Annotated in this window: 28 protein-coding genes and 1 tRNA gene; 10 read left to right on the forward strand and 19 right to left on the reverse strand. The window is 71.1% G+C overall.

Annotated features, from left to right (window positions below; translation table 11 throughout):
• On the reverse strand, nucleotides 1-1,286 hold a 1,286-nt coding region (gene xseA / locus FV229_RS13410; protein ID WP_147752464.1), incomplete at its 3' end, for an exodeoxyribonuclease VII large subunit.
• 131 nt (nucleotides 1,287-1,417) lie between these two features.
• Between xseA and purD the strand changes: the two genes are divergently transcribed.
• The gene (purD, locus tag FV229_RS13415) at nucleotides 1,418-2,698 is read left to right on the forward strand and encodes a phosphoribosylamine--glycine ligase (RefSeq protein ID WP_147752465.1); all 1,281 of its coding nucleotides are present in this window, start codon (nucleotides 1,418-1,420) and stop codon (nucleotides 2,696-2,698) included.
• Nucleotides 2,699-2,788: 90 nt separating this feature from the next.
• Here the strand turns inward: purD and rlmB are convergent, their stop codons facing one another.
• Entirely contained in the window at nucleotides 2,789-3,766 is a 978-nt protein-coding gene (gene rlmB / locus FV229_RS13420) for a 23S rRNA (guanosine(2251)-2'-O)-methyltransferase RlmB (RefSeq protein ID WP_246688184.1), read from the reverse strand.
• A 232-nt stretch (nucleotides 3,767-3,998) separates the two neighbouring features.
• Here rlmB and FV229_RS13425 point away from each other — a divergent pair.
• Together FV229_RS13425 and FV229_RS13430 are read left to right on the forward strand one after the other, a co-directional pair.
• Nucleotides 3,999-4,073, forward strand: a tRNA-Glu gene (locus FV229_RS13425).
• Between the two features lie 495 nt (nucleotides 4,074-4,568).
• Nucleotides 4,569-4,847 (forward strand): hypothetical protein, encoded by a 279-nt coding sequence (locus FV229_RS13430; protein ID WP_238272984.1) that lies wholly within the window; start codon nucleotides 4,569-4,571, stop codon nucleotides 4,845-4,847.
• 58 nt (nucleotides 4,848-4,905) lie between these two features.
• On the opposite strand, the gene FV229_RS13435 is transcribed toward FV229_RS13430, so the two are convergent.
• A complete protein-coding gene (locus FV229_RS13435) occupies nucleotides 4,906-5,118 on the reverse strand; it encodes a hypothetical protein (RefSeq protein ID WP_147752466.1) in 213 nt (70 codons plus the stop codon).
• A 217-nt stretch (nucleotides 5,119-5,335) separates the two neighbouring features.
• Between FV229_RS13435 and FV229_RS13440 the strand changes: the two genes are divergently transcribed.
• Nucleotides 5,336-5,575, forward strand: a complete 240-nt coding sequence (locus FV229_RS13440) for a hypothetical protein (RefSeq protein ID WP_147752467.1) — start codon at nucleotides 5,336-5,338, stop codon at nucleotides 5,573-5,575.
• A 131-nt stretch (nucleotides 5,576-5,706) separates the two neighbouring features.
• On the opposite strand, the gene FV229_RS13445 is transcribed toward FV229_RS13440, so the two are convergent.
• Nucleotides 5,707-6,588: an aldo/keto reductase family oxidoreductase gene (locus FV229_RS13445; protein WP_147752468.1), complete on the reverse strand. Its 882-nt coding sequence runs from the start codon at nucleotides 6,586-6,588 to the stop codon at nucleotides 5,707-5,709.
• 91 nt (nucleotides 6,589-6,679) lie between these two features.
• Between FV229_RS13445 and FV229_RS13450 the strand changes: the two genes are divergently transcribed.
• Entirely contained in the window at nucleotides 6,680-7,579 is a 900-nt protein-coding gene (locus tag FV229_RS13450) for a LysR family transcriptional regulator (RefSeq protein WP_147752469.1), read from the forward strand.
• A gap of 25 nt (nucleotides 7,580-7,604) precedes the next feature.
• Here FV229_RS13450 and FV229_RS13455 read toward each other — a convergent pair whose 3' ends face one another.
• Nucleotides 7,605-8,093, reverse strand: coding sequence for a DUF302 domain-containing protein (locus tag FV229_RS13455; protein WP_147752470.1), 489 nt, complete (start codon nucleotides 8,091-8,093; stop codon nucleotides 7,605-7,607).
• Nucleotides 8,094-8,206: 113 nt separating this feature from the next.
• Complete coding sequence (locus tag FV229_RS13460; protein ID WP_187275141.1) at nucleotides 8,207-9,160, reverse strand: alpha/beta hydrolase; 954 nt, start codon at nucleotides 9,158-9,160, stop codon at nucleotides 8,207-8,209.
• Nucleotides 9,161-9,294: 134 nt separating this feature from the next.
• Here FV229_RS13460 and FV229_RS13465 point away from each other — a divergent pair, with 134 nt between their 5' ends.
• The 4 genes from FV229_RS13465 to FV229_RS13480 all read left to right on the forward strand — a co-directional run bounded on the left by FV229_RS13465 (nucleotide 9,295) and on the right by FV229_RS13480 (nucleotide 15,418).
• The gene (locus FV229_RS13465) at nucleotides 9,295-10,248 is read left to right on the forward strand and encodes a GlxA family transcriptional regulator (protein ID WP_147752472.1); all 954 of its coding nucleotides are present in this window, start codon (nucleotides 9,295-9,297) and stop codon (nucleotides 10,246-10,248) included.
• A 329-nt stretch (nucleotides 10,249-10,577) separates the two neighbouring features.
• A complete protein-coding gene (locus FV229_RS13470; RefSeq protein ID WP_147752473.1) occupies nucleotides 10,578-11,705 on the forward strand; it encodes an efflux RND transporter periplasmic adaptor subunit in 1,128 nt (375 codons plus the stop codon).
• Nucleotides 11,702-14,809, forward strand: coding sequence for an efflux RND transporter permease subunit (locus FV229_RS13475; RefSeq protein ID WP_147752474.1), 3,108 nt, complete (start codon nucleotides 11,702-11,704; stop codon nucleotides 14,807-14,809). The genes FV229_RS13470 and FV229_RS13475 overlap by 4 nt, the downstream gene beginning before the upstream one ends.
• Nucleotides 14,810-14,875: 66 nt before the next feature.
• Nucleotides 14,876-15,418 carry a TetR family transcriptional regulator gene (locus tag FV229_RS13480; protein WP_147752475.1) on the forward strand — a complete coding sequence of 181 codons (543 nt, stop codon included), beginning with the start codon at nucleotides 14,876-14,878 and terminating at the stop codon, nucleotides 15,416-15,418.
• Nucleotides 15,419-15,517: 99 nt separating this feature from the next.
• Here FV229_RS13480 and FV229_RS13485 read toward each other — a convergent pair whose 3' ends face one another.
• From FV229_RS13485 to FV229_RS13520, 8 genes are all read right to left on the reverse strand, one after another.
• Nucleotides 15,518-17,059, reverse strand: a complete 1,542-nt coding sequence (locus FV229_RS13485) for a hypothetical protein (protein ID WP_147752476.1) — start codon at nucleotides 17,057-17,059, stop codon at nucleotides 15,518-15,520.
• Nucleotides 17,056-17,985, reverse strand: a complete 930-nt coding sequence (locus tag FV229_RS13490; protein ID WP_147752477.1) for a class I SAM-dependent methyltransferase — start codon at nucleotides 17,983-17,985, stop codon at nucleotides 17,056-17,058. Before FV229_RS13490 ends, FV229_RS13485 begins: the two co-directional genes overlap by 4 nt.
• The gene (locus FV229_RS13495) at nucleotides 17,982-19,955 is read right to left on the reverse strand and encodes an NAD-dependent epimerase/dehydratase family protein (RefSeq protein ID WP_147752478.1); all 1,974 of its coding nucleotides are present in this window, start codon (nucleotides 19,953-19,955) and stop codon (nucleotides 17,982-17,984) included. Before FV229_RS13495 ends, FV229_RS13490 begins: the two co-directional genes overlap by 4 nt.
• A complete protein-coding gene (locus tag FV229_RS13500; protein WP_147752479.1) occupies nucleotides 19,952-20,857 on the reverse strand; it encodes a transketolase in 906 nt (301 codons plus the stop codon). The genes FV229_RS13495 and FV229_RS13500 overlap by 4 nt, the downstream gene beginning before the upstream one ends.
• Before the next feature lie 70 nt (nucleotides 20,858-20,927).
• On the reverse strand, nucleotides 20,928-21,656 hold the full coding sequence (locus tag FV229_RS13505) for a transketolase (protein WP_147752480.1): 729 nt from the start codon (nucleotides 21,654-21,656) through the stop codon (nucleotides 20,928-20,930).
• Nucleotides 21,657-21,999: 343 nt separating this feature from the next.
• Nucleotides 22,000-22,158, reverse strand: coding sequence for a YqaE/Pmp3 family membrane protein (locus tag FV229_RS13510; RefSeq protein WP_147752481.1), 159 nt, complete (start codon nucleotides 22,156-22,158; stop codon nucleotides 22,000-22,002).
• A 129-nt stretch (nucleotides 22,159-22,287) separates the two neighbouring features.
• A complete protein-coding gene (locus FV229_RS13515; protein WP_246688185.1) occupies nucleotides 22,288-22,524 on the reverse strand; it encodes a hypothetical protein in 237 nt (78 codons plus the stop codon).
• Entirely contained in the window at nucleotides 22,521-22,727 is a 207-nt protein-coding gene (locus tag FV229_RS13520; protein WP_147764465.1) for a hypothetical protein, read from the reverse strand. The genes FV229_RS13515 and FV229_RS13520 overlap by 4 nt, the downstream gene beginning before the upstream one ends.
• Before the next feature lie 238 nt (nucleotides 22,728-22,965).
• Here FV229_RS13520 and FV229_RS13525 point away from each other — a divergent pair, with 238 nt between their 5' ends.
• Entirely contained in the window at nucleotides 22,966-23,385 is a 420-nt protein-coding gene (locus FV229_RS13525) for an RNA polymerase sigma factor region1.1 domain-containing protein (protein ID WP_147752483.1), read from the forward strand.
• A 45-nt stretch (nucleotides 23,386-23,430) separates the two neighbouring features.
• On the opposite strand, the gene FV229_RS13530 is transcribed toward FV229_RS13525, so the two are convergent.
• The 5 genes from FV229_RS13530 to FV229_RS13550 all read right to left on the reverse strand — a co-directional run bounded on the left by FV229_RS13530 (nucleotide 23,431) and on the right by FV229_RS13550 (nucleotide 26,173).
• Nucleotides 23,431-23,874, reverse strand: a complete 444-nt coding sequence (locus tag FV229_RS13530) for a DMT family transporter (protein WP_147752484.1) — start codon at nucleotides 23,872-23,874, stop codon at nucleotides 23,431-23,433.
• 36 nt (nucleotides 23,875-23,910) lie between these two features.
• The gene (locus FV229_RS13535; RefSeq protein ID WP_147752485.1) at nucleotides 23,911-24,354 is read right to left on the reverse strand and encodes a DMT family transporter; all 444 of its coding nucleotides are present in this window, start codon (nucleotides 24,352-24,354) and stop codon (nucleotides 23,911-23,913) included.
• Nucleotides 24,355-24,543: 189 nt separating this feature from the next.
• The gene (locus tag FV229_RS13540) at nucleotides 24,544-25,065 is read right to left on the reverse strand and encodes a hypothetical protein (RefSeq protein WP_147752486.1); all 522 of its coding nucleotides are present in this window, start codon (nucleotides 25,063-25,065) and stop codon (nucleotides 24,544-24,546) included.
• Between the two features lie 41 nt (nucleotides 25,066-25,106).
• The gene (locus FV229_RS13545) at nucleotides 25,107-25,604 is read right to left on the reverse strand and encodes a hypothetical protein (protein ID WP_147752487.1); all 498 of its coding nucleotides are present in this window, start codon (nucleotides 25,602-25,604) and stop codon (nucleotides 25,107-25,109) included.
• A 68-nt stretch (nucleotides 25,605-25,672) separates the two neighbouring features.
• Nucleotides 25,673-26,173, reverse strand: coding sequence for a hypothetical protein (locus FV229_RS13550; protein ID WP_147752488.1), 501 nt, complete (start codon nucleotides 26,171-26,173; stop codon nucleotides 25,673-25,675).
• Nucleotides 26,174-26,386 lie beyond the last annotated feature (213 nt).

Genomic DNA, 26,386 nt, shown 5'->3' on the forward strand with positions numbered 1-26,386 from the left:
GCCCGGCGCAGGGTCGTCGTCCGGGCGACGACGAGGCGGTGGCCGAGGGCCGACAGCGCGTCGCCCTTGCGGCTTGCGTGGTTGGCGAGCGCCTGGCGCGGCCGGTGGTCGATCGCCGAAAGCCGAGCCCGCGCGCGTTCCAAGACCAGTTCCGGCGGGTGCCGCGCGAGCCGGTCGAGCACGCGCGAGAACCGCTCGCGGAAGGCGCGCGCGTTGCCCGCCAGCGCCGGCGCGAGCCGGGCCTCGGCGAGGTCGAGGCGCTGGCGCTTGCCCGCGAGGAACGCGTCGGCATCGGGCATCGCCCGCAGGGCCGAGCGGAAATCCGCAGCCAGCCGGTCGAGCTTGCGCTCCACCGCCCCGCGGCGGCGGCGGGTCAGGTCGTCCAGCGCCACCGCGAGGTCGGCCCGCACCGGCACGGCCATCTCGGCGGCGCCCGTCGGCGTCGGCGCGCGCCGGTCGGAGACGAAGTCGATCAGCGTGGTGTCGGTCTCGTGCCCGACCGCCGAGATCAGCGGGATCCGGCTCTCGAAGGCGGCGCGCACCACCGCCTCCTCGTTGAACGCCCACAGGTCCTCGATCGAGCCGCCGCCGCGGGCGACGATCAGCACGTCCGGGCGCGGGATCGGGCCGCCGGGGGGAAGCGCGTTGAAGCCGCGGATCGCGGCGGCGATCTCGTCGGCCGCCCCGTCGCCCTGCACGCGCACCGGCCAGACCAGGACGGGCCGCGGGAACCGGTCCTCGAGCCGGTGCAGGATGTCGCGGATCACCGCGCCGGTGGGGGAGGTCACCACCCCGACGACCTGCGGCAGGAACGGGATCGCCCGCTTGTGCTCGGCGGCGAACAGCCCCTCGGCCGCGAGCGCGCGCTTGCGCTCCTCCAGCAGCGCCATCCAGGCGCCGACGCCGGCCGGCTCCAGGCTCTCGATGACGATCTGGTACGAGGACTTGCCGGGGAAGGTCGTGATCTTGCCCGTGGCGACGACCTCGAGCCCCTCCTGCGGCTTCTGCCGCAAGCGGTTGAAGGTGCCCTTCCAGACCACGGCGTCGATGCGGGCGTTGCCGTCCTTGAGCGAGAAGTAGGCGTGGCCCGAGCCGTGCTGCCCGCGGAACCCCGAGATCTCGCCGCGCAGCCGCACGTGCCCGAACGCGTCCTCCAGCGTGCGCTTCAACGCCGAGGCGAGGTCGCCCACCGACCATTCCGGCTGGTTGGCGACGAGCACCGCCGAGGACGGCACGTCGGCGGCCGGCGACGACCTGCGGGGGGCGGGGGGCGGGACCAGGGGCATGGCCGAAGTGCTATGCGGACGCGGCGGCAAGGTCAAAGCCCGCCGCAGGACGGTGGATCCGGTGCACGACGCGCACCTTCGTGCGATAGGACCCTTTCCCCGGTCCCGGATTTCGGGAACACCCTGGTCCCATGAACATCCTCCTCGTCGGCAACGGCGGCCGCGAACACGCCCTCGCCTACGCCCTTGCGAAAAGCCCGCTCTGCACCCGCCTGTTCACGGCGCCGGGGAACCCCGGCACCGCCCGGCACGGCGAGAACCGGCCGGAGCTGGACGTCGCCGACCACGGCGCGGTCCGCGCCTTCTGCGAAGCCGAGCGCGTCGGCCTCGTCGTGATCGGGCCGGAGGCGCCGCTGGTCGCCGGCCTCGTCGACGACCTGACCCGGGCCGGCATCCGCGCCTTCGGGCCGACCCGGGCCGCCGCGCAGCTCGAGGGCTCGAAGGGCTTCACCAAGGCGCTGTGCACCGAGCGCGGCATCCCGACGGCCGGCTACGGCCGCTTCGCCGCCCTCGACCCGGCGCTCGCCCACGTGCGCGCCAAGGGCGCCCCGATCGTGGTGAAGGCCGACGGCCTGGCCGCCGGCAAGGGCGTCACCGTCGCCGAGACGGTGGAGCAGGCCGAGGGCGCGCTGCGGGCGCTGTTCGCCGATGCGGGCGCGGAGGTGGTGATCGAGGAGTGCCTGTTCGGCGAGGAGGCGAGCTTCTTCGCCCTGTGCGACGGCACCCGGGCGATCGCCATGGGCACCGCGCAGGACCACAAGCGCGTCTTCGACGGCGACCGCGGCCCCAACACCGGCGGCATGGGCGCCTACTCGCCGGCCGGCATCGTCACGCCCGCGATCGAGCGGACCGTGATGGAGACGATCATCCAGCCGACGCTCGACGGCATGCGCGCGCGCGGCACGCCGTTCACCGGCATCCTCTATGCCGGCCTGATGCTGACCGCGGACGGGCCGAAGCTGATCGAGTACAACACCCGCTTCGGCGACCCCGAGGCGCAGGTGCTGTTGCCGCGCCTCGCCTCCGACCTCGTCCCCGCTTTGCTCTCGGCCTGCGACGGCGACCTCGCCGGCGTCAGCCTGGAGTTCGACGCCTCGCGCGCCGCGCTCACCGTGGTGATGGCGGCGGCCGGCTATCCCGGCACGGTGGTGCGCGGCTCGACCATCCGCGGCATCGCCGACGCCGAGCGCGACGGCGCCCTGGTGTTCCAGGCCGGCACCCGCGCCGAGGGCGAAACCATCCTGGCCGACGGCGGCCGCGTGCTCGCGGTCACCGCGCTCGGCGACAGCGTGCTGGAGGCGCAGGCCCGCGCCTACGCGGCCGTGGCCCGCATCGACTGGCCGGAAGGGTTCTGCCGCCGCGACATCGGCCAGCGCGCCGTCGCCCGCGAAGTCGCCGGCCACGGCATCTAATTTTTTGCGATTGGGCGACGCGGGCGTGTCCCGCGCCGCGCCCAGTCCGGACGCCACCTGCGGGACACCCGGTCCGGCAGGTCCGAAAAATCAGCGGCCGAGGGCGTAGAGGGCGATCGCGGCGGCGTTCGAGACGTTGAGGCTGCGGATCTCGCCGGTGAACGGGATCTTGGCGAGCACGTCGCAGCAGGCGCGGGTGCGCTCGCGCAGGCCCTTGCCCTCGGCGCCGAGGACGATGACCGCGGGCCGCGTCGGCGTAAGCGTGTCGAGGCCGGTCTCGGCGTCGGAATCGAGGCCGATGCGGGTGAACCCCTGCTCGCCGAGGGTGATCAGCGCCTCGGCCAAATTGCGGACCACCAGGAACGGCACGTGCTCGAGGCCGCCCGAGGCGGATTTCGCCAGCACGCCGGTGGCGCCCGGCGCGTGGCGCGCCGTGGTGACGATGCCGGTGACGCCGAAGGCCGCGGCGGTGCGCACGATGGCGCCGACGTTGTGCGGATCGGTGATCTGGTCGAGGGCCAGCAGCAGCGCGTCGGCCGGCAGCGCGTCGAGGCCGGGCGAGGCGAGGGGGTCGGCCTCGAGGTAGAGGCCCTGATGCACCGCATCCGCCCCGAGCAGCCGGTTGATGTCGGCCGGCCGCACCAGCTCGGGCTCGATCCGCAGGGTGCCGAGTTCCTCGACGAGGCGCGCGGCGCCGTTCTCGGTGGCGAGCAGCCGGTGCAGCTTCCGCTCGGCGTTGCCCATCGCCTGCACCACCGGGTGGAAGCCGTAGAGCACGGCGGCCCCCTCGTGCGCCGGCTGCGGCCCGGCCGGCCGCGGCCGCTGGCCGTAGGCCGGCTTGCCGAAGCCGGGTTTGCCGAAGGCCGGCCTTCCAAAGCCGGGCTTGCCGTAACCAGGCTTGCCATCACCAGGCTTGCCGTAGCTCGGCTTCCCATACCCTGGCTTGCCGAAGCTGGACTTGCCATAGCCCGACTTGCCGTGATCAGCTTGGCCGAAGCCGGGCTTGCGCACCTCGGACCCGGCCGGCCGGCCGCCGTCCTCGCCGCCGTCGTCGCTCTCGCTCGCCATCCGCTCAAACCATTCCAGAACCGTGCTGCGCGCGACCGCGCAGGCAGACCAGCGCCCCGCCAAGGCGCGCGAAGCGGCAGCGTTAGCACGCCCGGGACGAAGTTGCCGCACCCGCCCGGCGGCGCGGTCCCACCCCATCCGCGACAAACCGGCCCGCCACCGCCTCACAAGCCACGATCCGCCCGTTGCCCTCCGCCCGCGGTCCGACTATAGAAACCTCGGCCCAGCGCCAGCGCCCTTCGTCTATCGGTTAGGATGTCAGCCTTTCACGCTGAAGAGGCGGGTTCGACTCCCGCAGGGCGCGCCAACGCATCCAAGCGTTGCGCTGATTCTTGCGCCTGTCGCATGAGAGACTTCTCATCGGGCGTCTTCCGGCCTCGCTGAGGGCGTTGCGCCCAACATGGCATCTCCCGCCACGATCCGGATCATCGAACGCTTCCGCGTCGAGCCCGCCGCCGTTCGGTCTGACCGCTTCGACAGACTGCATTGAATCGTCCGTACAGCGCTCTCGAATGCAGCGCCGGACATGATCCTGGGTCTGCACGACCGCGTGGCCGAGGTTCGACTTCCGCGCTCGCTGTTCGATGCGTGGCGCGCGATCCGAAAGCACCGGGGGTTGCTTCGGTGTCGGCTCGACGCCGAGCAGCGGTCCAATAGGATTTCAAAACCCTGCGGTCCTGATGCCTGAGTGCTCTGGCTGCCACACTGGGGATCGACGTTCGTCGACACGGACACGCTGCCACACTTTGTCCCTGACAGTCGCACAAGCCTCGGCTCCTCATTCGGGGCAGGCGAGGGCGTGATGGCGATGAACGAACAAGCGGATGCCGGGGTCGTCGTGCCGTTTCCTGCGCGGATCTCCGCTGCGGTCGCGGATGCGGACACCGCCTCCATCATCGCCGTGCTGCAGGACCAGCTCGACCTGGCGCGCGAAGGCAAGCTGCGCTCGGTCGCCGTCGTGTCCGTGTCCGCGGATGGCGAGGCGGTCGGCACGCAGTGGTCGTGCAAGGGGGCCGACATCACCGGCCTGATCGGCAAGTTGACCGTCCTGACGCACGATTTGATGGCAGCGCGGAAGTAGAGGCCGCCCGGTCTTCACGCCGGACCGTGAAAGCCGGGGCGTTCGGTATCGAACCGGCTTAGGTCCCGGTCGGCTCCGGCAGCTTCGGAGGGGGTGGTTCGGCGATGTCGCGATACCAGCGCCAGCGGGCTTTGCTGACGCGTCGTCGCTGGCCGGTCGCGTCGACGAAGTAGCCCGCGACGACCGCGTCGGGATCGGCGTTCACCAAGAGGCAGTAGGTGCGGGCCATCTGGATCGCGTTGATCTGGTCGAGCAGCGTTTTCCGGGTCACGACCCCTCACAATCGAAAAAGACACGCCCCCGCCATACTGGGCTAAGTTTTCGTCAACCAACCGCCTCTATTGCCTGCGAGGCAGGGTTCATCGGGCGACGCGGCGGATTTCAGTGCCGCGCCGGTCCTGTCCCGTGATCCTCCCTTCATCCATCGCTATGTCTCGGATCACGGCCATGGGGCCGCCGGCCGAGCGCGACAGTCAGGATTGGCGTCCGTGAACTTCACCGTCACCGCTCGCATCTCGGCACAACGGTTCTCGCACCACTACACTTCAATGCTGGACGCCCTGGAGCAAGGCCTCTCGCTGCAGGCCTCCGGTCTATCCGATGTCCGGATCGTCGACGCCAACGGTCAGGCGCGCACGCCGGCCGCGATCTATCAGCTGCTGTTCGGGCCTAGGGACGTCGCCCCGATCGTCGAAGGATCGATCGCCGCCCTGCCTTTGGCTGCCTGACACCCGCTCTCCGCGACGGCAGCCGCGCGGGCGCCGTCGCCCCGCCCGCGATCCGAAGCGTGCGTCAGGACGCGCGGGCGCAAGGCCGCCCGGCGAGATCACCCGCCGGACGGGGTGCGCGATGAAGCGGTTCAGGCGCCCTCGCTCGCAGGCGTGATCGCGTCGAGCTCGGCGAGGACGTCGTCGGGCAGCGTCAGGCGGGCTGAGGCGAGGTTCTGGCGCAGGTGCTCGATCGACGACGTGCCGGGGATCAGCAGCACGTTGGGCGCACGCCGTAGCAGCCAGGCCAGGGCGACCTGCATCGGCGTCGCGCCCAAGCGTCCGGCGACCGCGGACAGCGTCTCGGATTGCAGCGGGCTGAAGCCCCCGAGCGGGAAGAACGGAACGTAGGCGGTGCCGGCGCCCGCGAGTTCGTCGATCAGGGCGTCGTCGTCTCGGCGCGCGAGGTTGAACTGGTTCTGCACGCAGACGATGTCCGTGATGCGCCGCGCGTCCGCCACCTGTCGCCGCGTCGCGTTGCTGAGGCCGATGCTGCGGATCAAGCCTTGCCGCTGCAGGTCCGCCAGCACCGTGAGCGGCGCCTCGATCGCGCCTTCGGCCGGCCCGTGCACGTCGAACATCAGGCGCAGGTTGACCACGTCGAGGACGTCGAGGCCGAGATGGCGCAGGTTGTCGTGGACCGCCTGCACCAGCTCGTCCGCCGCGAAGGCCGGGTTCCACGAGGCGTCGGGGCCGCGCCTCGCGCCGACCTTGGTGACGATCACCAGGTCGTCGGGATACGGATGCAGCGCCTCCCGGATCAGCTGGTTGGTCACGTGCGGTCCGTAGAAGTCGCTGGTGTCGATGTGGTCGACGCCCTGCGCCACCGCCTCCCGCAGCACCGCGACCGCCGCCCGGCGATCCTTCGGCGGCCCGAACACGCCCGGCCCGGCAAGCTGCATGGCGCCGTATCCGATCCGCTTCACGGTGCGATGTCCGAGCGCGAACGTCCCGGCCGATGCGATCATGGTCATGTCTAATCTCCCTTGCCGCCCGGGATGTAGACGGGCGCGATTGATCGGATAAGCAGGCATTCTCGGTACGGGCTGTTCGGGATTTCGAACGATGGCGACACACCTCGCGGACTTGGCGGCCTTCGTCGCCGTGGCGCGGGCCGGCGGCTTCCGGGACGGCGCCCGCGCCGGCGGCGGCAGCGCGTCGGGCCTCAGCGAGGCCGTGAGCCGGCTCGAGCGCGGCCTCGGCGTGCGCCTGCTGAACCGGACCACGCGCAGCGTCGCCCCCACCGAGGCGGGCGCCCGGCTGCTCGAACGGCTCGGGCCGGCCCTGGGCGAGGTCGACGCCGCCCTCGACGTGGTGAACGGTTTTCGCGACCGTCCGGCGGGAACCCTGCGGCTCAACGTGCCGGTCAGCGCCGCCCGGCTGGTCCTGCCCGCGATCGTGCCGCCGTTCCTGGCGGCCTATCCCGAGATCCGGCTCGAGGTGGTGGCCGAGGACGGCTTCGTCGATGTGCTGGCGGCGGGCTGCGATGCCGGCATCCGCTACGACGAGCGGTTGGAGCAGGACATGATCGCGGTGCCGATCGGCCCGCGCCGGCAGCGCTTCGCCACGGTGGCCTCGCCGGCCTATCTCGACCGCCACGGCCGGCCGCAGCACCCGCACGACCTCCTGCGCCACGCCTGCATCGGCGGGCGCTTCTCCAGCGGTGCCACGCTGGCCTGGGAGTTCGAGCAGGCGGGCGAGATGGTCCGCATCCATCCGACGGGACCGCTGACGCTGCGCGTCGGCGGCGCCACGGATCTCGCGGTCGAGGCCGCGATCGCGGGCGTCGGCATCCTCACCCTGTTCGAGGACTGGCTGCGGCCCCACCTCGACACGCAGGCGCTGGAGCCGGTGCTCGAACCGTGGTGGCAGGGGTTTTCAGGCCCGTACCTGTACTATCCCGGCCGCCGCCACCTTCCCGCGCCGCTGCGCGCCTTCGTCGACTTCATCGGCCTCAAGCGCTGATGCGCAGGCGGCCGGGACGCGGCGGTCACGCCGCCGCCGCAGCGAGCACGCTGCGGAGCTGGTCGTCCAGGTCGGCCGCGACGCCGTCGACCTCCGGCGTTCCGAACTGCCCGAAGGTCGTGACCGGGCGATCGTACTCGAACGCGACGCCGCCCTCGGTGTCCTCGCGCAGGAGCACGCGGATCGGCGCGTACAGGGCGGCCGAGAGGACGTGCCGGGTCATCCGTGCGGCCGTCAGCGGGTTGCCGATGTCGTACTGGATCGCCTTGCGGGCGAGCCCGGCGGTGAGAAGCAGGCCGCCATGGTCGCGGGCGCCGAAGATCGAGAGCGGCGCCTGCCGTTCGAGCAGGTCGCGCGCCGCGTCCACATGCCCGTCCCGCAGGAGCGCGGCGTAGGCGTGGTCGAGGGGAGGCACCGCGGCTTCCAGCGCCTCCCGCACCGCCGCGAAGGGTTTTGCCGAGCGAAGCGTCACGTGCTCCACCGTGACGCGGGTCGAGGTCATGGGTTCGGTCATCGGCTCGGCTCCAAGGTCATCTGCTCGGCTCCAAGGTCATCGGCTCGGCTCCAAGAATGAACGGGCGAATGGCAGGGCGAATGCGGTGATGCAGTGCGGCGGCACGCCGTGCCTCACGAGGCGGCGCGGGCCTTCGTCGCCGCGAGGATGATGTCGGCCCAGGCCTGCGGGCGTTCCAGCGCGCTGAAGTGCCCGGTCCGTTCGAGGGTGACGACGGAGGGCGAGGGCACGGCCGCCTCGACGCCGGCGCGATCCCGCGGCGTCGACCAATCCTTGTCGCCCCAGACGAGCGTCACGGGTGCGGTGATGGACCGGTAGCGGGCGCGGGCGGCGACGAAGCTCGGGAGGGCCTTGAGCAGCGTCCGCGACGCCGTGCTGTAGCCGGCGCGGGCGCCGACGCGGGCGTACTCGTCGAGGAGGTCCGCGGGCAGGCTGCTCGGGTCGTGGAAGCCGCCGCTCATGATGCCGCCGGTGATGGTCCGGTTCTCCAGGGCCGCGAAGACCGGGCCGACGACCGGCGCGCGCACGCTCTTGATGATGATCGACGCGAGCAGGTTCGAGCGCTCGAGGCCCGGCCGGTAGTCGTAGGTGTTGAAGGCGAAGACCCGCTCGACCCTGTCGCCGAGCTCCGCGGCGAGCGAGAGTGAGAGCGTCGCCCCGATCGACTCGCCGGCCAGGATCGGCCGCGCGATGCCGAGCTCGGCGATGAAGCCCTTCAGGGCCGCCCGAAGGGTGGGCTCGTCCTTGGGAAGGCCCGGCTTCAGGTCCGACCAGCCGAAGCCCGGCAGGTCGAGCGCGTAGATCGTGAAGTGCGGCGACAGCAGCGGGATCACGCGCTGGAACAGGTCGAGCTGGGTGCGCACGGTGTGGGTCAGCACGAGTGCCGGCCCCTGGCCCACGCGGACGTAGCGGATGCGCGTCCCGTCCCTCAGGGTCGTGTGGGCGATCTCGCCGGAGGCGAGCCAGCGGCGCGTGTAGGCATCGGCGTCCGTGCCGGCGGCGACGGGGGAGGGCGTGGTCATGGCGATCGGGTTCATGGCGGTCGGGTTCATGGCGATGGGGTTCATGGCGATCGGGTTCCTGGGCGACGGGGGCGAGGCCGGGTGGCACCCACGTCCGTTGCGATGAAATCTAGACGGCCTCCGGCATATCCCATATGTCGAAGATCCACCCTTTTCGGACATTCGTCGCGAGGTCCGCCATGCCGTCCATCGGTGTCGTGCTGTTCCCCGGCTTCCAGGCGATGAACTTGGCTCCTCTGACGGCGTTCGAGATCGCCAACCTCGTGGTCGGCCACGACTTCTACGCGGTGACGTTCCTGTCCGAGGCCGGCGGGCCGATCCGGACGTCGTTCGGGATGGTCGTCGACACCGAGCCCTTCGCGGGCCGGTGCTTCGACACGGTCCTCGTGGTCGGCTCGATCAAGGTCGGCCCGTCGGCCCCCGGCCTGATCGCGCGGTTGCGCGAGACGGCCGCCACCGCGCGCCGCGTCGCCGCGACCTGCACGGGGGCGTTCCTCCTGGCCGAGGCGGGCCTGCTCGACGGCAGGCGGGCGGCGACCCATTGGGCCCACGCCCGTGACCTGCAGCGGCTCCACCCGTCGATCCAGGTCGACGACGACCGCATCTTCGTCTCCGACGGCAACGTCTGGACCTCGGCCGGGATGACGGCCGGGATCGACCTCACGCTGGCCCTGGTCGAGGACGACCTCGGCCCCGAGATGGCGAAGGGGATCGCGAAGAACCTCGTCGTCTACCACCGCAGGACGGGCGGCCAGTCGCAGTTCTCCGCCCTGCTGGAGCTTCAGCCGCGGTCCGACCGGGTCCAGACGGTCCTGGCCTATGCCAGGGGCAATTTGAAGAACGCGCTCTCCGTCGAGGAGCTGGCGGAGGCCGCCCGCCTGAGCCCGCGCCAGTTCAGCCGCGTCTTCCGGGAGGAGACCGGCCAATCGCCCGCCAAGGCGATCGAGAACCTCCGCCTGGACGCCGCCCGGACGATGCTGGAGGACGGCCGGCATTCGCTGGACACGGTGGCCCGGGAGACGGGCTTCGCCGACCGGGAGCGGATGCGGCGCGCCTTCCTCCGCGCGTTCGGCCAGCCGCCCCAAGTCATCAAGCGGAACGCGCGCCACCACGGGGCGTCTCAGGGCGCCTGAGCCGCCGCGACGCCCTCGCAGGGCGCTTGCAGATGGCACCGCACCGTCATTCTGGGTCGCCGCAGGCGAGCCCGGAATCCAGAACCGCCGACGGTACAAAGTCCGGCTCGACCTGCGTGTCTGGATCCCGGGCTCCGCTGCGCGGCCCCGGGATGACGCGGTGCTGCCGGTGGAAGTCCGGAGACCAAATCGGCATCGGCAATCGCCCTGCCGGCCGCGCGGCCACGAATGCGTCCGCCCCCTGCGACGACGCCCATTGACGCCGACCGCGCGCCCTAATAGATGATGATCATCATTTTACGACCGAGCAGACTGCGACGGGGGCGGCGATGTTGCGAAGACTGGTTCTGGGGCTCGCGGGCGTCGCCCTGACCGCCTGCTCGCCGGCGAAGACGGCGGTGACGCCGGAGCCGCCCCTGGTCCAGGTCGCCGAGGTCGCCCCCGGTCCCGGCGCCGTGTCGCGCTACACCGGCGTGATCCGCGCCCGCACCGAGAGCAACCTCGGCTTCCGGGTCGGCGGCAAGATCTTCGAACGCCTCGTCGACCCGGGCGACCGCGTGAGTCTCGGCCAGCCCCTGATGCGCCTCGACCGCACCGACTTCACCCTCGCGCTCGCCGCCGCCCGCGCCTCCGTCGAGGCGGCCCGCGCCCAGATGATCAAGGCCAAGGCCGACGAGGAGCGCAGCCGCAAGCTGGTCGCCGACGGCTGGACCTCGAAGCAGACCTACGACCAGAACAAGGGCGCGGCCGACGCCGCCATCGCCCAGTTCGCCAACGCCGAGGCCCAGGCCAGCCAGATCCAGAACCAGGCGGGCTACGCCGAGCTCCAGGCCGACGCCGACGGCGTCGTCATGGAGGTGCCCTCCGAGCCCGGCCAGGTGGTCGCGGCCGGACAGACCGTGGTCAAGCTCGCCCGCGACGGGGCGCGCGAGGCGGAGGTGTTCCTGCCCGAGGGCAGCCGCCGCGCCGCCAAGGGCGAAGCCTCCGGTACCAAGGGCGAAGCCTCCGGCACCAAGGGCGAAGCCTCCGCCACCCTCTACGCCGAGGGCGCGGCGACCTATCCGGCGCGCCTGCGCGAGCTGTCCGCCACCGCCGACCCGGCCACGCGCACCTACCGGGCGCGCTACATCCTCTCGGGCGGCGGCGAGGCCGCGCCCTTGGGCGCCACGGTGACCCTTCAGCTCAAGGACCTCGACGCCGCCCGGGCCGGATCGGTGGAGGTGCCGCTCGCGGCCTTGTTCGACCAGGGGCAGGGCCCCTCGGTCTGGCGCTACGACGCCGCCAGCGAGACCGTCCAACCACAGGCCGTGCGGGTCGCCCGCATGGGCGAGGAGCGGGCCGACGTCGTCGCCGGGCTGAACCCCGGCGACCGGATCGTGGCGCTCGGGGCCCACCTCCTCAAGGCCGGCGAGAAGGTGCGCCAGGCGCCCGCCAGCATGACCGGGGTGGTGCGATGAGCGGCTTCAACCTCTCGGCCCTCGCCGTCCGCGAGCGGGCCGTCACCCTGTTCCTGCTGATCGCGCTCATCGGCGCCGGCTTCTTCGCCTTCGAGAAACTGGGGCGCGGCGAAGACCCGAGCTTCGCCGTCAAGACGATGGTCGTCTCGGCGGCGTGGCCCGGGGCGACGACGGACGAGATGCAGCGCCAGGTCGCCGACCCCCTGGAGAAGCGCCTGCAGGAACTGTTCTACTACGACCGCGCCGAGACCACGGTGCGCCCCGGCCTGCTGCTGATCAAGGTGTTCTTCAAGGACAACATGCCGCCGGCCAAGCTGCAGGCGGAGTTCTACCAGACCCGCAAGAAGCTCGCCGACCAGGCCTCCAGCCTCCCGCGCGGGGTGATGGGGCCGCTGTTCAACGACGAGTTCTCGGACGTCTACTTCTCGCTCTACGCGCTCCAGGCCAAGGGGCTGCCGCACCGCCAGCTCGTGCTGCGCGCCGAGGACCTGCGCCAGCGCCTGCTGCGGGTGCCGGGCGTCGAGAAGATCAACATCCTCGGCGAGCAGGCGCAGAAGATCTTCGTGGAGATCTCCTACCAGCGCCTCGCGACGCTCGGCATCACCGGCCAGCAACTGCTGGCCTCGCTGGCCAACCAGAACGACGTGACCCCGGCCGGCTTCGTCGAGGCGGCGGGTCCGCGCGTGTACCTGCGCCTCGACGGGGCGATCGACGGGCTCGACGCCATCCGCGACCTGCCCGTGGCCGCCGGCGACCGCAGCCTCAAGCTCGGCGACGTCGCCGAGGTGAAGCGCGGCTACGAGGACCCGAAGGTCTTCGCGATCCGCAACGACGGCGAGCCCGCCCTGATCCTCGGCCTGGTGATGAAGCCCGGCTTCGACGGCCTCGCGCTCGGTGCGGCGCTGAACGCCGAGGAGGTGGCGATCCACCACGAGACGCCGGCGGGCATCGGCTTCACCAAGATCACCGACCAGGCCAAGGTCATCGACGAGGCCATCCACGAGTTCATGGTCAAGTTCTTCACCGCCCTCGGCGTGGTGATCTTCGTCTCCCTGGTGGCGCTCGGCTTCCGGGTCGGCATCGTCGTGGCGCTCGCCGTGCCGCTCACCCTCTCGGCGGTGTTCGTGGTGATGATGGTGACGGGGCGCGACTTCGACCGCATCACGCTCGGCGCCCTCATCATCTCGCTCGGGCTGCTGGTCGACGACGCCATCATCGCCATCGAGATGATGGTGGTGCGCATGGAGGAGGGCTACGACCGCGTCGAGGCGGCGACCTACGCCTGGCGCTCGACCGCCGCGCCGATGCTCACCGGCACCATCGTGACCATCGCGGGCTTCCTGCCGGTGGGCTTCGCCGCCTCCACGGCGGGCGAGTATGCCGGCAACATCTTCTGGGTGGTGGCCTTCTCGCTGATCGTCTCCTGGATCGTGGCGGTGACCTTCACGCCCTATCTGGGCGTCAGGCTGCTGCCGAACATCAAGACGGTGGAAGGCGGCCACGGGGCGATCTACGCCACTAGGAACTACGAGCGCCTGCGCCGGGTCGTGCGGATGTCCGTCGACCACAAGTGGCTAGCCGCCGGCATCACCGTGGGCCTGTTCGCGCTCGCCGTGGTCGGCATGGGCCGCGTCGAGCAGCAGTTCTTCCCGAACTCCGAGCGCCCGGAACTCATCGTCGAGGTGACCCTGCCGACGGGCTCCGCCTTCGCCACCACCGAAGCCAGCGTCAAGCGGATCGAGACGGCCGTTCGCGACCTGCCCGAGGCGCGCGAGATCACGAGCTATGTCGGCCAGGGCATGCCCCGCTTCGTGCTCTCCTTCGATCCCGAATTGCCCGATCCGGCCTTCGCGCAGATCGTGGTGCAGACCGCCGACGCCCAGGCCCGCGACGCCCTGCGGATCAAGGTGCGCAAGCTCGTCGACGAGGGCCGCTTCCCCGAGGCGCGGGTGCGGGTGCTGCAGATCGTGTTCGGCCCGCCGGTCCGCTTCCCCGTCGCCTTCCGGGTGGTCGGGCCCGACCTCGACGTGATCCGCGGCATCGCCGAGGAGGTCCGAGGGGTGATGGCGAGCAACCCCAACATGCGGATGGTCCACCTCGACTGGGGCGACAGGACGCCGAGCCTGCGCCTCGCCTTCGACCAGGAGCGCCTGCGCCTGATCGGCCTGACCCCGAAGGAGGCCGCCCAGCAACTGCAGAGCTACCTCAACGGGACGCCCGCCACCCAGGTGCGCGAGAACCTGCGCGCCGTCGACGTCGTCCTGCGCAGCCCCGGCCCGGAGCGGCGCTCGCTCGGCGAGGTCGGCGACCTGACGCTGACGACCAAGGACGGGCGCCAGGTGCCGGTCTCGCAGGTGGCGCGCCTCGAGAGCCGGACCGAGGACGCGGTGCTCAAGCGCTACAACCGCGAGGCCTACATCCGTGTGCAGGGCGACGTCCTCGACGGCCTGCAGCCGCCCGACATCCACGCCCAGGTCTTCCCCCTCCTCGAACCGATCAAGGCGAAGCTCCCGCCGGGCTACCGCATCGACACGGCCGGGTCGGTGGAGGAGAGCGCCAAGGCGATGACGGCGCTGGTCGCGGTGTTCCCGATCATGCTGATCGTGACGCTGACGGTGATCATGCTGCAGGTGCGCTCGTTCGCCACGATGTTCATGGTGTTCGCCACCGCGCCGCTCGGCCTCGTGGGCGCCGTGCCGACCCTGCTGGTCTTCCAGCAGCCCTTCGGCTTCAACGCGATCCTCGGGCTGATCGCGCTGTCGGGCATCCTGATGCGCAACACCCTGATCCTGGTGGACGAGATCCACCACGACCAGGCGGCGGGCCTGGCGGATTACGACGCCATCGTGGAATCCACCGTGCGCCGGGCCCGGCCCGTGATCCTGACGGCGGCGGCGGCCATGCTGGCCTTCATCCCGCTCACCCACTCGGTGTTCTGGGGGGCGCTCGCCTACGTCCTCATCGGCGGCGTCGGCGTCGGCACGCTGATGACCCTGCTGTTCCTGCCCGCCCTCTACGCCCTGTGGTTCCGGGTCGGGCGGGCGACGCGCGAACGGCGCGTCGCCGCCGATGACCAGGCGATGCCGATGCCGTCCAAGCCTTGAGCCGGGCCCTTCTTGGGAGGGCGCGTCGCCTTTATATCGTCGTCGGACACGCCGAAGGATCGGGCCATGCCGAGAGTCTCGCAGGAACAGGCCAGGATCAACCGACAGCGCGTCGTCGAAGTCGCCGCGGCCCTGTTTCGTGAGCGCGGCCTCCACGGCGTCGGGGTCGTGGACATCATGGCCGCCGCCGGCCTGACCCATGGCGGCTTCTACGGCCAGTTCGCCAACAAGGATGCTTTGGCGGCCGAAGCCTTCGACACCGCGCTGGCGGAAGAATACCGGGGCACGACCGACACCGTGGTCGCGAACTACCTGTCCCTCGACCACGTCCGCACGCCGGGGAAGGGCTGCCCGCTGGCGGCGCTCGCCAACGACGTCTCGCGGGAAAGTGCAGGCAGCGCCGTCCGGGGACGGTTCGCGCAAGGGATCGAGGGCCTCGCCTCCATCGTCGCCAACCTGACGCCGAAGGCGTCGAAGGAGCGGCGCCGGCAACGCGCCCTGGCGACGGTGGCGACCCTCGTCGGCGCCGTCGTCCTCGCCCGGGCCGTCGACGACGAGGCGCTGGCAACGGAACTGCTCCAGGCCGCGCAAGCCTCGATCGCGCCGTGACGCGCGTCGGCGGATCGGCCGCCGCGTAAGCCGTCCCGCCGCGGCGTTCTCGCCGCCGCCGTCGGCTCGTCGAGCGACGCCACGCGCCGACGGCGGATGCTAGTTCCGCGCACTTCGGAGCGACTCGGCGACCTTCATAGGGTCGGTCTCAGAAACGCGGTCCGGCCAACATGTCGGCCTCGCGCTAACCTCCAAGACGCGCTGCGGAACGGCCAAGATCCTCCCGGCGACAGAGGATTCGATGACCGCTTTGCGCGCCAGATAGTGGAAGAGCGGCCCGTCGTTCGGCGGGAACCGCGACGCATCGAGCAGGGTGCAGTCGCTGATCGCGAAGGCGGGTTTCAGGAAGGCCCGGCCGATTTCGTAGATGGGCGCGCCGGCGCCGAGCAGGACGACGGCGATCGTCGCGACCCGCCGGCGGGGCCTGCACGGGGCGGTCGCGACTTCGCCGAACCGGAGGGCGAGGAGGGCAAGCGCCGGAATGGAGGCCCGCATGACGAAGTCGAGCACGCCGAGCCGATACAAGGGGACGAACGACAGGACGAGGATGACGAGCGGCATGTCTCCGCCCAGCACCGAGTCCCGGCGCTGAAGATCGGATCGCGATGCCGTATAGAGGATGACGAGGACAGGGCCGATTTCGACGAGCAGAAACAGGACGTATCTCGCGACGAAGCTCGCATCGATCGCCGCGAAGCCATGCGGAACGCGTCCGCCGTCGGCGAGCAGGTAGAGCAGCGTCGGCGCCAGTCCGACGGCGACGAAGATCGGAGCCGGCATCTGCCGAAGCCGCAGGCGTCCACGCACACCATCCACGACGACGGCCCGCGCCAGGAACGGCAGCGCGCCGATCAGGCTGAGCGGCGACCAGAACGCGCAAAGCCCGAAGACGCACACCAGGCCGCCGAGGTCGAGGCGCCTGCGATGCCAGAGGAGGTAGGCAGCCACGAACGTCCAGCCCGAGGCGGCGTGGTTCGGCACCCAGAACACCTGCGTGACGTGCGAGGTGAATTGCTGGCCCGGCATCCAATGCTCGAGATGGGTCCCGAAGGCCAGCGGCTCGTCGAGGAGCCAAGCTCCGGCGACGTCCCAGCCTCCGAACAGGACGAAGATCGCAAGGACCGACCACGCGGCGCGCCGCGGCGTGGAGGCCTGCGCGAAGACGTAGAGGAGGCATCCGAACAGGACGGCGTTCTGCGCCAACAGCGCGACATGGGCCGCGCGCAACCCCAGGATTTTCCCGAACGCCGCCGGGACGAGGTACATCCCGAGCGGCGCGCGCAGGGTCGTCGCCTCGCCCAGGTAGCGATACCCCACCGGCCACGGCTCGGCGACGAGGTCTCGAAGGACGGCGTCGCGGATCAGCCAGTCGTCGTTCGCGTAGAAGACGTGCGCCTGGCCCCCGACGCAGCAGAGGGCGAAGCCGACGCCGAGCGCGCCTACCAGGAGCGGACCGTCGAGGGGGACCGGCTGCCGCAGCACCGCGCGCAGGGTCGCAAGGACGCCGACCACCGTGCAGGCCACGCAGGCGACGCCCAGGAGCGGGCTCGCGAGGTGCGTCGTCAGGAACGCGAGGTTCGGCAGCGCGACGAGGCAGAGAATCGTCGCGAAGGGAAGCTGTCCGAGGCGCGGCGCCGTCACGGGGTCGGCGCGACGGGCTTGCGCGCCACCGTCAACAGGTTCCCGACGTTCAGGCCGACGCGGAGCCGGCCGAGCCCCGTCGCGTCCGCGCAGGCGATGCCGGCGGTCTTCATCGCACCCGGAAGGGGGAGGAGGCGCAACCAGTAGCGGAGGGGATAGGCGTTCCGGATCGCGGTGATCGCGACCTCGGAGAAGCCGGTGCGCGCAAGGAGCTTGTGCAGGCTGGCATGGCAGAACAGCTGCATGTGCTCGATGTCGATGATCGGCGACCGGCGCCCGAGCAGGCGGTTGATCGGCGCGCGGTGATCGTGGGTGACGAAGGCGAGCACCCCGCCGGGGCGCAGCAGCGAGAACGCGGCCCGGGTCAGCGCCAGCGGATCGCGCACGTGCTCCAGCGTCATGAAGCATCCGATGAAGGACAGGCTCTCGGGCGCGTGGTCGGCGGGGTCGAACACGCCGACGCGGATGCGGTCGCGCAGGTCGGCGGCGGCGGCGACGGCCGCGCTCGAGGGCTCGACGCCCGTCACGTCGCGAAAGCCCAGGCGTTGCAGCTCGCGCAGGAAGCTTCCGGTGCCGGCGCCGATCTCCAGGGCGGCCCCGTCGCGGATGCCCGCATCGAGAAAGGGCGCCAGCGCCCGCGCGTAGGTCTGCGCCGCCAGGTCGGCTTCCTCGGAGGTGTCGTAGTCGGCGGCCGCGTAGGCGTCGGCCAGCGTTTCGGCACTGGGCGCCTCGGCCGCGTAGACGGTCTGGCAGGTCAGGCAGCGGACCAGCCGGAACGACATGAATTCCGGCCGCTTGCGCGAGGCGAAGCTGAAGCTGCCGATCCGCGCCGGATCGACGCTGGCGGAGAGGAAGGGGGCCGAGCCGGCCTGGGAAGCGCCGCAGACCGGGCAGTCGCGACCGCGCAGGTCGTCGAGGAGGCTCATGGGATCGATCGTCCGTCCGGAAGGAGGTCGCTGGAGACGCCGTTGCGGATCAGCGCCGCGCGGATGAGGCGCGGGCGGCCCTTCACCTCCTCCATGATCTTGGCGACGTATTCCCCGACGAGACCGATCCCGAACAGGTTGAGGGCGCCGAAGAACAGGATCGCCAGCAGCAGGGTGGTCACGCCGCGTGGAGCGATGTCGGGCACGAGGAGGCGCGCGGCGATCAGGCCGAGGCTCAGGATCGCGGTCAGGCCGAGGAGGCCCAAGCCCGACGCGGTCAGGATCTTCAAGGGCGTGTTGCTGAACGAGAAGATGCCGCGCTTGGCCCATTCGAGGTTCGAGAGGAGGTTGTTGGTGCTGGCGCCGAACATCCGCTTGGGGCGGACGTAGTCGACGCCGGTCTGGCGGAAGCCGACGTAGGCGCGCAGGCCGCGCATGAAGAGGTCGCGCTCGGGGCACTGCAGCAGCCAGCCCACCACCCGCCGGTCCATCAGCGAGAAGTCTCCGGCGTCGTGCGGGATGCGGATGTAGCTGAAGGCCGCGAACACCCGGTAGAACGCCTTGTAGAGCAGCCCCCAGATCCAGGGCATGTCGCGCTCGACCCGGCGGCCGTAGACCACGTTCGATCCCGCGAGCCAGGCCGCGTGGAACTGCTCGATCAGCTCGGGCGGGTCCTGCAGGTCGCCGTCCAACAGGACGCAGGCCTCCGCGGTGGCGAGCTCCATCCCGCTGCGGAAGGCCATCTGCGAGCCGAAGTTGCGCGAGTGGGTGATCCCGAGGACGTGCGGGTCGCGCGCCGAGATCTCGCGGATGCGCTCGCCGCAGCGATCGGGGCTGGCGTCGTTGACGAAGATGATCTCGTAGTCGACGTCGATCCGCTGGAACACCGCGGTGAGGCGGGCATGCATGACCGGCACCGCCTCCTCGTCCTTGTAGCAGGCGACGATGGCGGCGATCGAGCGCCGGCGCGGCGCCGACCCGTGGCGCTTGGTCAGGCCGGTCAGCGCCGGGTCGGCCCGACGCATCCATGCGGCGGTCCGGGTCAGGCCCTCGTCCAGGGACGTGCGGGCACGCCAGCCGAGGAGGCGCTCGGCCTTGGCGGGGTCGGATTGCCAGCGGGTCAGGTCCCAGCCGCGTGCCGGCATGTCCCCGAAGCGGGCCGCATCGGGGATCGCGAACGTCGTCTGCGCGAGGCCGGCGAGCTCGCGGATCGTCGTCTGGATGCCGGAGCCGATGTTGATCGACGCGCCATAGAGATCGAGGTCCATCTTGGCGGCGGCGCGCACGAAGGCCTCGCAGACGTCGTCGACGTAGACGAAGTCGCGCGCGATGCCGGGATCGACGAAGTCGGGGTAGCCGCGCTCCAATCCGCGCGCCACGACGGCGGGGATCAGCCGCGAGGCGTCTTCGTAGGGGCCGTAGACCGAGTAGAGCCGCAGGTTCACGACCGGCAGGCGCCGCGTCCGCCCGGCGAAGGTCAGGTAATGGCTCGCTGCGGCCTTCGACACGGCATAGGGGCTGTTGGGCCTCAGCTCCGCATCTTCCTTCGGCGCGTCCGAGTTGGAACCGTACTCGGAGGAGCTGCCGGCGTGGACGTAGGCCGCGAGCGTTCCGCCGGCCGCCAGCAATTCCACGAGGTTGACTATCGCGGTGAAGTTCGTCGCGTAGACGAGGTCGGCGTCCTGCTCGAAGGAATAGGCACCGTAGGCGACGCAGTCGAAGACCGTGGCCGGGCGGATCGCCTCGACGAAGTTTCGGGCCGCCGAGCGGTCGTTCAGGTCGACCTCGACGAGATGGCTGGGGTCGACGTCGCGCAGGCGCGGGGCCGGAAGGTTGCGGACCACGGCGAACACGTCCGGCCGCGCTGCCCGGATGGCCCGGAACAGGTTGCAGCCGACGAAGCCGCCCGCGCCGAGGACGACGATCGGGCCCTTGAGCGTTCCGATCCAGTGCGCGGAATCCGGGCTCATGCGGCGCCCATCGCCTGCACGGCGGCACGGATGCTGAGCGCATCGAGGCCGCTCTCCTGCCGGTGGAAGGCCTGCGAGCCGTAGGTCCCGGAGGGATACCCTTGCGCATTGAGCATGCGAAAGCCGTCGAGGCCGACGCCGGTCTCCAGGCACCACGCGGCGAGGCTTTGGCCCAGGCTCCCCTGCGCCACGTGCTCCTCCACGACGCAGAGGCGGCGGCTCTCCCGCAGGGCGGCGACGAACGCCTCCGGCGGCGGGCTGACACGCAGCGGCAGCTCGCAGACGGCCCAGATCTCGGCCGCGTCGTCTTCGAGGGCACTGAGGGTCGGACCGGCCATCGGGCCGACGACGACCACCACCGGGCCTGTCCCCGCACGCACGCGACGCCACGGTGCGTAGGCCGGCGCGATCGTGCCCGCTGGCAACTCGCCGCGTCCCAGGCGGATATAGGCGGGGCCCGGAAGGGCGCCCGCCGCAGCGATCGTCGCGGCGACGTCCTCGTCGAAAGCCGGGATGAAGAGGTGCAGGTTCGGCAGCGTCGAGAGGACGCCGTAATCCTCCAAGGCATGATGCGTGGCGCCCATGACGCCGTAGCCGTAGCCGCCGCCGTTGGCGAGGAGCCGGACGGGGAGGGCGTGCAGGCAGACGTCGTTGCGGATCTGCTCGAAGGCCCGCGCGTAGCAGAACGGCGCGATCGTGTAGGTCCAGGGCTCCATCCCCTCGCTCGCCATGCCGGCGGCGACGCCCACCATGTTCTGCTCGGCGATGCCGGCGTTGATGAAGCGCCGGTCCAGCACGTCGCGCAGGGGCTCCAAGGCGCCGAAGCCGAGGTCGCCCGTGAGGAAGACGAGGTCGGGCCGGGCCGCCCGTTCCACCAGGGCGTCGCAGAGTTGGCGTCTCACGGCACGCACCACAGGCTGGGTCGGGGGCGAAGGGATCGGTGGAGGTCGTCCGGCATGGCGTTCCGGCGCGTCATGCCCCGAGGCCTCCGATGCCGGTGACGGCCTCGCGATACTGGTCGTCGGTGAGCGGCAGGTAGTGGCTGTCCATCCGCCCCTCGATCGCGGGGACGCCGTAGCCCTTCACCGTATGGAGCACGACGAGCGTGGGCCGCTCCCGGCCGGACGAAAGGGCACGGCGCATGTCGGCGAGATCGTGCCCGTCGGCCTCGCGGATCTCCACGTCGAAGCCGGCGAGCTTCGACGCCAGCGGCTCCATCGAGGCCACGTCCCGCGTGGTGCCGAAGCCCTGGAGCCGGTTGTTGTCGATCAGGATCGTCAGGTTCTCGAGCTTGTTGTGGGCGGCGAAGATCAAGGCCTCGAGGGTCGACCCCTCCTGCCACTCGCCGTCGGAGGTCAGGCAGAAGACGTGCCCGGGCCGGTCCTGCAGCCGCATCGACAGGGCGAGGCCCGCCGCCAGCGAAACGCCGTGGCCGAGGCTGCCGGTCCCGAAGCGGATGGCGGGCACGCCCCGCGCCGGCGGATGCCCGGCGAGCCGGGTGCCCTCGCCATGGAAGGTGTCGAGCTCGGCGTCGGTGATGAGCCCGCGGCTCCACAGGGTGACGTAGTAGGCCCCCGCCGCGTGCCCCTTGGACAGGACGAACCGGTCCTGCGGACGAAGCATCTCGTGATGCAGGAGCATCATCGCATCGAAGGCCGACAGGTTGCCGCCGAGATGTCCGACACCCGCCGCGTGGTGCATGGCCAGGAGCCGCCAGCGCGCCAGTCGCAACAGGCCGGATGGCAGCGTGCCGTCGGCCGATCTCGCGCCATCTGCGTTCGCTGCACGAACCTCCGTATTCTCAACGTGTTGTGCGCGAATCGCCATCGAACGGATCCAGACAGGTCCGGATCACGAACGCATGCGCGTGGTTATCAGGGCCTTAAGGCTCCGCCTCGTGGGCGAGGCGGGCGCGGACTTGGCGGCGCGCCGGCCATACGGCCCCGCGACCGCTCCGCGCCGGGACGTCCGATTTTTTGCGACGAAGGAGCAGGCTTCGCCGCCGCTGGCCCACCGCCGCGACCCGCGGCGACCCGAGCCCGCCTCAGGCTTCCTTGCGCGTCACCATCAGGGCCCAGATCGTGGCGGGGATCCAGCCGATGACGGTGATGTGGAGCAGGATGCAGAGGATGCCCTGGATCACCTTCCCGCGCAGGAACATCGCCAGCCAGGGGGCCAGGAAACAGATGATGATCATGACCATGGCGTGCGGGGCTCCGTGAGCGTGGGGTGCGCCAGCCGTTCCGGCGCGTGCCCCCCACTCAGGTCGTTCCGGCCCGACTTGTTCCGAGGCCGCGATCGATCGCGCTCGCTCGGGCACGCCGTGGCTTCGTCACGGCTCGGCGGCGGCGGAAGGCTCCGGGTGCTCCAGGTCCTGCGCCAGATCGTGCAGCACCTGCTCCAACAGGGAGGGCCAGGGCACCTCATGCTCCTGGAGCAGCATCGCGGCGGCGAGCAGCGCGTCGACCTGTGCCGGCAGGATCGGCCCACGCACCATCTGGGCGTAGCGAACCCGGGCGGCGAGCGCCGAGGAAAGGCGTTGAACCTGGGCGATCTTGTCCGCCGTCACGGTCTCGTCCTGCCGTCGCGCCAGGCGAAGAAGGCGGCCGCGACCAGGAATAGCAGGAGGCCCGACCACAGCCCGCCTTCGGTCGCCTTGGCCACGAACCAATCGCTGAGCGCGGGTGCCGCCGGATCCTGCCACCATCCGATCGCCGCGAGCCCGACGAAGAGCAACGCGAGCGTGAAGACGATGGCGACCGGGTAGGGCATCAGTTCGCGCTCTCTTCGATTGCGGTGATCCGGCACACGCCCTCGGTCCGTCGGCCGGGCCGTACTGGACGGGTTCGGAACGCCGACGTCCGGCACCCCGTCGGCCAAGCCTCGACGGGGCCGTTCCTAAACCTCGCCTGCTTCGGCTGCCAGCCCCTCGCCCCGCGGACCTTCGAGCAGGCTGTCATGCCGTCGCCCTCGCGCCACATGAGAGAGCGGAGACGGCAGGGGGTCACGGATGGCAGGCACGATCGACCGCGCGACGCTGGACCGGCTGATCGCCCTCGGGCGGACGCGCGGGGAACTCACGGCGAGCGAGTTCGAGGCCGCAATTCCCGTCGACAGCCTCGACGTGGACGCCCTCGTCCTGGTGATGCTGGAGCTGGAAGAGGCGGGGGTGAGCGTGGAGCCGGATGCGTTCGGCCCGCGCGCCGAGACCGCCGTCACGCCGAGGCTGACGCTTGCGATGCCGGAGCCCGGTGTGCCGCGCGCGATCGCGGGCGGCGAGGGCGAGCCGGCGGTGAGCGTCACGCCGCCGCCCGCCGCGGACGCGGACGCGAAGCAGGAGGCGGACGCGGACGAGCCGGTCGGACGCGTCGTCCTGCTCGCCGGCCTCGCGGTGCTGCTGATCCTCGGGGCGATCCTGATTCTAGTCTGACGGACGAGGCAGGGCAGCCGGATAACCCGCCTCCGCGGGCGTCGATCAGAACCGCGCGACCAGGCCGACGCCGCCGATCATCAGCACGCCTCCGAGGAGACGCCAGACGCTCGCCTCGTGCACCTTGAAGCCGACGAGGCCGAAATGGTCGAGCAGGACCGAGGTGACGACGCCCGCCGTCACGATCAGCCCGAGGAAGCTCGCGGCGCCGATCTTCTTGGATACGTAGAGCTGCGCCACCGCGAGGATCGCGCTCAGCACGCCGCCCAGCCAGGCCCACCAGGGAACCTGCGCGAGGCGCTCCATCCCCGGCCAGCCATAGCGCCCCATCACGAGCATGATCACGGCGAGCGTCGCGATGCTGATGACGAGGCTGACCACGCCCGCCAGGAGCGGCTGCGCGAACGCTTTGGCGAGGCCGGCGTTCTGACCGGGCTCGATCGCGCTGGCGAGACCAGCCAGAAGCGCGAATCCATAGAGGAAGACCATGCGGAATCCTTGATCAGGCTGGGAAGACGTCGATCGTCAGAACACCGCCATCAGGGCGACGCCGCCGACCATCAGGACACCGCCGGCGATACGCCACGGGCTCGCGCGATGGCGATCGAAGCCGACCAGGCCGTAATGGTCGAGGGCGATCGACCCGACCACGCCCGCGGTGATAACGCAGCCCAGGAACGGCGCGGCGCCGACCGATTGCGCGACGTAGAGCTGCGCCAGGACCACCGCGGCCCCGAGGATTCCGCCCGGCCAGGCCCACCAGGAAACGCTGGCGACCTTCTCTGCGCTCGGCCGGTCGAGCCGGCCGGTGACGACCATCGCCCCGATCAGGCACAGCATGGCGAGACCGGAGCAGAAGAGTCCCGCCAGCATCGGCTGGCCCGTGACCTTGGCCAGGGTGGCGTTCTGGCCGGGCTCGATCGCGTTGGCGACGCCGGCCAGCAGGGCGATGCCGTAGAGGTACCACATGGGCGTCCTACATCGGTGCTCGATGGATGAGGTGCCGGGTCTTCGATTGGACGAAAACCCGGACGTTCTTCTGCGCAACCGACCAAACCGCAGAACGACTGCATCACGGGAGCGCGAAGACCTCGGACAGATCGCCCCATGCGGCGCGCAGCGACGTGTCTGCATAAAAGCCGACGCAGGCGCGTCGCGTCAGCGATGGTAATCCGGTCGAAGCCGCCGCATCGCGCGAAGCTTCGCCGCCCGCACGGACGGGGTCTGCAGCAGGTCCGCGCAGAACAGGATCGGCAGGGGCACGAGCGGTTCCGAGACGGGCCCGTCCTTGTGCATGAGCGCCATCGGCGTCCGCGCCGCCGCGGCTTTGACGGCCGCATCGAGGGACATGAGCGGCTCGACGCCGCCGTGGCCGCGCTCCAGCACGACCGCGCCCCAGCCGTGGCCCTGCTCCTTCAGGTACGCGGAATCCTGCGCCGTCAGGCAGGCGGCGAAGGCGTAGCCCTCGACGTCGCGACGGAGCGCGGCGGAGCCCGACGGCTCGCGGGCGACGGCATCGAGCCGGAGCGTCGGCAGGACGGCGAAATCGAGGACGGCGAAACCGAGCAGGGCGACCCACGTGGTCGCCTTCCGAGAGATCGCGAACCGGCCTTCGCCACGCGTCGATGTTCGCACCATCATCCGGTCTCCGCTGTCGCCGGCGAACGAGGCCGCCGACATGTCGGCCGGTCGCTCGACGGAGCCGGGCCTTGTGGAAAGTCTCACGGTTCGACCGCGGCGATGTCGGCCGCGACGACGTCGGCCTCGACGACGTCGGCCTCGACGAGGTACGGGCTGCGCTTCGGTGCGGGTCCGGGCTCGGCAAGCAACGCGGCGCGCTCGGCGGTGACCAGGGCCACCCCCTGCCAGCGCGCGACGTCCTCACCCGGATCGGCCGCCTCGGCCGCGAGGGCGTAGGGGCTGCCGACCATGCTGCCCGTGGTCATCGGGCAACCGCCGTGATCCTCGGCCAAGGTCAGCGCCGCCCCGGCGGCGTCGAAGGCGAGGGTGCCGGAGATGCGCCGCGCCTCGCCCGGGTACCAGGTCTCGACGGTGGCACGGGCGCCCGACAGCGTCCCGTGCAGGAGGAAGATGCAGCTGAACGAAGGCATGCCCTCGACCCCGCCGCGGCCCTCGGCGAAGACGCCGGCGACACGGTCGCCCTTCACCACCGGGGTGAGGCTGTCATAACGCCCCGAGCGCGGCGCAGGCTCGGCCATCGCCGCACCGCATGAGGCCACCGCCGCGAGGGCACCGAACACGGCCCGGCGCGGCCGGGCCGCCCGGATCACAATCCCTGCTCCAGCACCTTCACCACGGCCTCCACCCGGTCCTTGTAGTCGGCCACGTTGGCGAAGGGCCGCCAGTTGACGTCGAGCACCCCGGCATCGAACCTCAGGCCGTTCGGGTAGTTCGAGGCCGGTGCGGTCTTCTCGTCGTAGCGGACCCGGATGCCCTTGAGCTTCGCCTTGAGAGCGTCGCGGCCCATCGGATCGCGGCCGACCTGCTTCAGCCCCGCCGCCAGCGGCTCGAAGATCGTCGTCTCGAAGTAGGCCGGGTCGGAATAGTACTTGTCGTCGCCGGGGAAGGTGAGCTGGTCCCACGCCACCTCGACCGGCACCGGAAAGCCGGCCGCGTCCTGGATCGCCTTCTGCTGCGCCGGATAGCGGCCCTCGCGATAGGCGGCGATCGCCCGGCGCTCGGCCAGCCCGACCGTCGGCTCGGCCCGGACGGCGGATGCGCAGAGCAGCAGCGCGGCGGTGGCGAGCGCGTTTCGGCGTGAGAGCATGCGTGGCCTCTCCATCGGAATGCGCCGACCGTTCGTCGGCGCGGGCGGGTGAAGCGGCGAGCGAATGCTCGTCCAGGTTGCGGCGTCGAGGCCGTGGCGTCGGGCGGCGTCCGGCGCCGCTTTCGCCTGCCTAGCAGCTTCCGCACGGCGAATGGGAGAGGCGACGGGGCTCGGGCCGGCGGGGGCGGCTGCGCCCGACGCCAAACCTCTGGT

This window comes from Methylobacterium sp. WL120 (genome assembly GCF_008039465.1).
In the GTDB taxonomy this organism is placed as follows: Bacteria; Pseudomonadota; Alphaproteobacteria; order Rhizobiales; family Beijerinckiaceae; genus Methylobacterium; species Methylobacterium cerastii.

Bases quoted from the DNA above. Each gene is read 5' to 3' on its own strand.
- purD (WP_147752465.1), top strand. From the start codon at position 1,418: ATGAACATCCTCCTCGTCGGCAACGGCGGCCGCGAACACGCCCTCGCC.
- rlmB (WP_246688184.1), bottom strand. From the start codon at position 3,766: ATGGCGAGCGAGAGCGACGACGGCGGCGAGGACGGCGGCCGGCCGGCC.
- FV229_RS13430 (WP_238272984.1), top strand. From the start codon at position 4,569: ATGGCGATGAACGAACAAGCGGATGCCGGGGTCGTCGTGCCGTTTCCT.
- FV229_RS13445 (WP_147752468.1), bottom strand. From the start codon at position 6,588: ATGACCATGATCGCATCGGCCGGGACGTTCGCGCTCGGACATCGCACC.
- FV229_RS13450 (WP_147752469.1), top strand. From the start codon at position 6,680: ATGGCGACACACCTCGCGGACTTGGCGGCCTTCGTCGCCGTGGCGCGG.
- FV229_RS13455 (WP_147752470.1), bottom strand. From the start codon at position 8,093: ATGACCGAACCCATGACCTCGACCCGCGTCACGGTGGAGCACGTGACG.
- FV229_RS13460 (WP_187275141.1), bottom strand. From the start codon at position 9,160: ATGAACCCCATCGCCATGAACCCGACCGCCATGAACCCGATCGCCATG.
- FV229_RS13465 (WP_147752472.1), top strand. From the start codon at position 9,295: ATGCCGTCCATCGGTGTCGTGCTGTTCCCCGGCTTCCAGGCGATGAAC.
- FV229_RS13470 (WP_147752473.1), top strand. From the start codon at position 10,578: ATGTTGCGAAGACTGGTTCTGGGGCTCGCGGGCGTCGCCCTGACCGCC.
- FV229_RS13475 (WP_147752474.1), top strand. From the start codon at position 11,702: ATGAGCGGCTTCAACCTCTCGGCCCTCGCCGTCCGCGAGCGGGCCGTC.
- FV229_RS13480 (WP_147752475.1), top strand. From the start codon at position 14,876: ATGCCGAGAGTCTCGCAGGAACAGGCCAGGATCAACCGACAGCGCGTC.
- FV229_RS13490 (WP_147752477.1), bottom strand. From the start codon at position 17,985: ATGAGCCTCCTCGACGACCTGCGCGGTCGCGACTGCCCGGTCTGCGGC.
- FV229_RS13495 (WP_147752478.1), bottom strand. From the start codon at position 19,955: ATGAGCCCGGATTCCGCGCACTGGATCGGAACGCTCAAGGGCCCGATC.
- FV229_RS13505 (WP_147752480.1), bottom strand. From the start codon at position 21,656: ATGCACCACGCGGCGGGTGTCGGACATCTCGGCGGCAACCTGTCGGCC.
- FV229_RS13510 (WP_147752481.1), bottom strand. From the start codon at position 22,158: ATGGTCATGATCATCATCTGTTTCCTGGCCCCCTGGCTGGCGATGTTC.
- FV229_RS13520 (WP_147764465.1), bottom strand. From the start codon at position 22,727: ATGCCCTACCCGGTCGCCATCGTCTTCACGCTCGCGTTGCTCTTCGTC.
- FV229_RS13525 (WP_147752483.1), top strand. From the start codon at position 22,966: ATGGCAGGCACGATCGACCGCGCGACGCTGGACCGGCTGATCGCCCTC.
- FV229_RS13530 (WP_147752484.1), bottom strand. From the start codon at position 23,874: ATGGTCTTCCTCTATGGATTCGCGCTTCTGGCTGGTCTCGCCAGCGCG.
- FV229_RS13535 (WP_147752485.1), bottom strand. From the start codon at position 24,354: ATGTGGTACCTCTACGGCATCGCCCTGCTGGCCGGCGTCGCCAACGCG.
- FV229_RS13540 (WP_147752486.1), bottom strand. From the start codon at position 25,065: ATGTCGGCGGCCTCGTTCGCCGGCGACAGCGGAGACCGGATGATGGTG.
- FV229_RS13545 (WP_147752487.1), bottom strand. From the start codon at position 25,604: ATGGCCGAGCCTGCGCCGCGCTCGGGGCGTTATGACAGCCTCACCCCG.
- FV229_RS13550 (WP_147752488.1), bottom strand. From the start codon at position 26,173: ATGCTCTCACGCCGAAACGCGCTCGCCACCGCCGCGCTGCTGCTCTGC.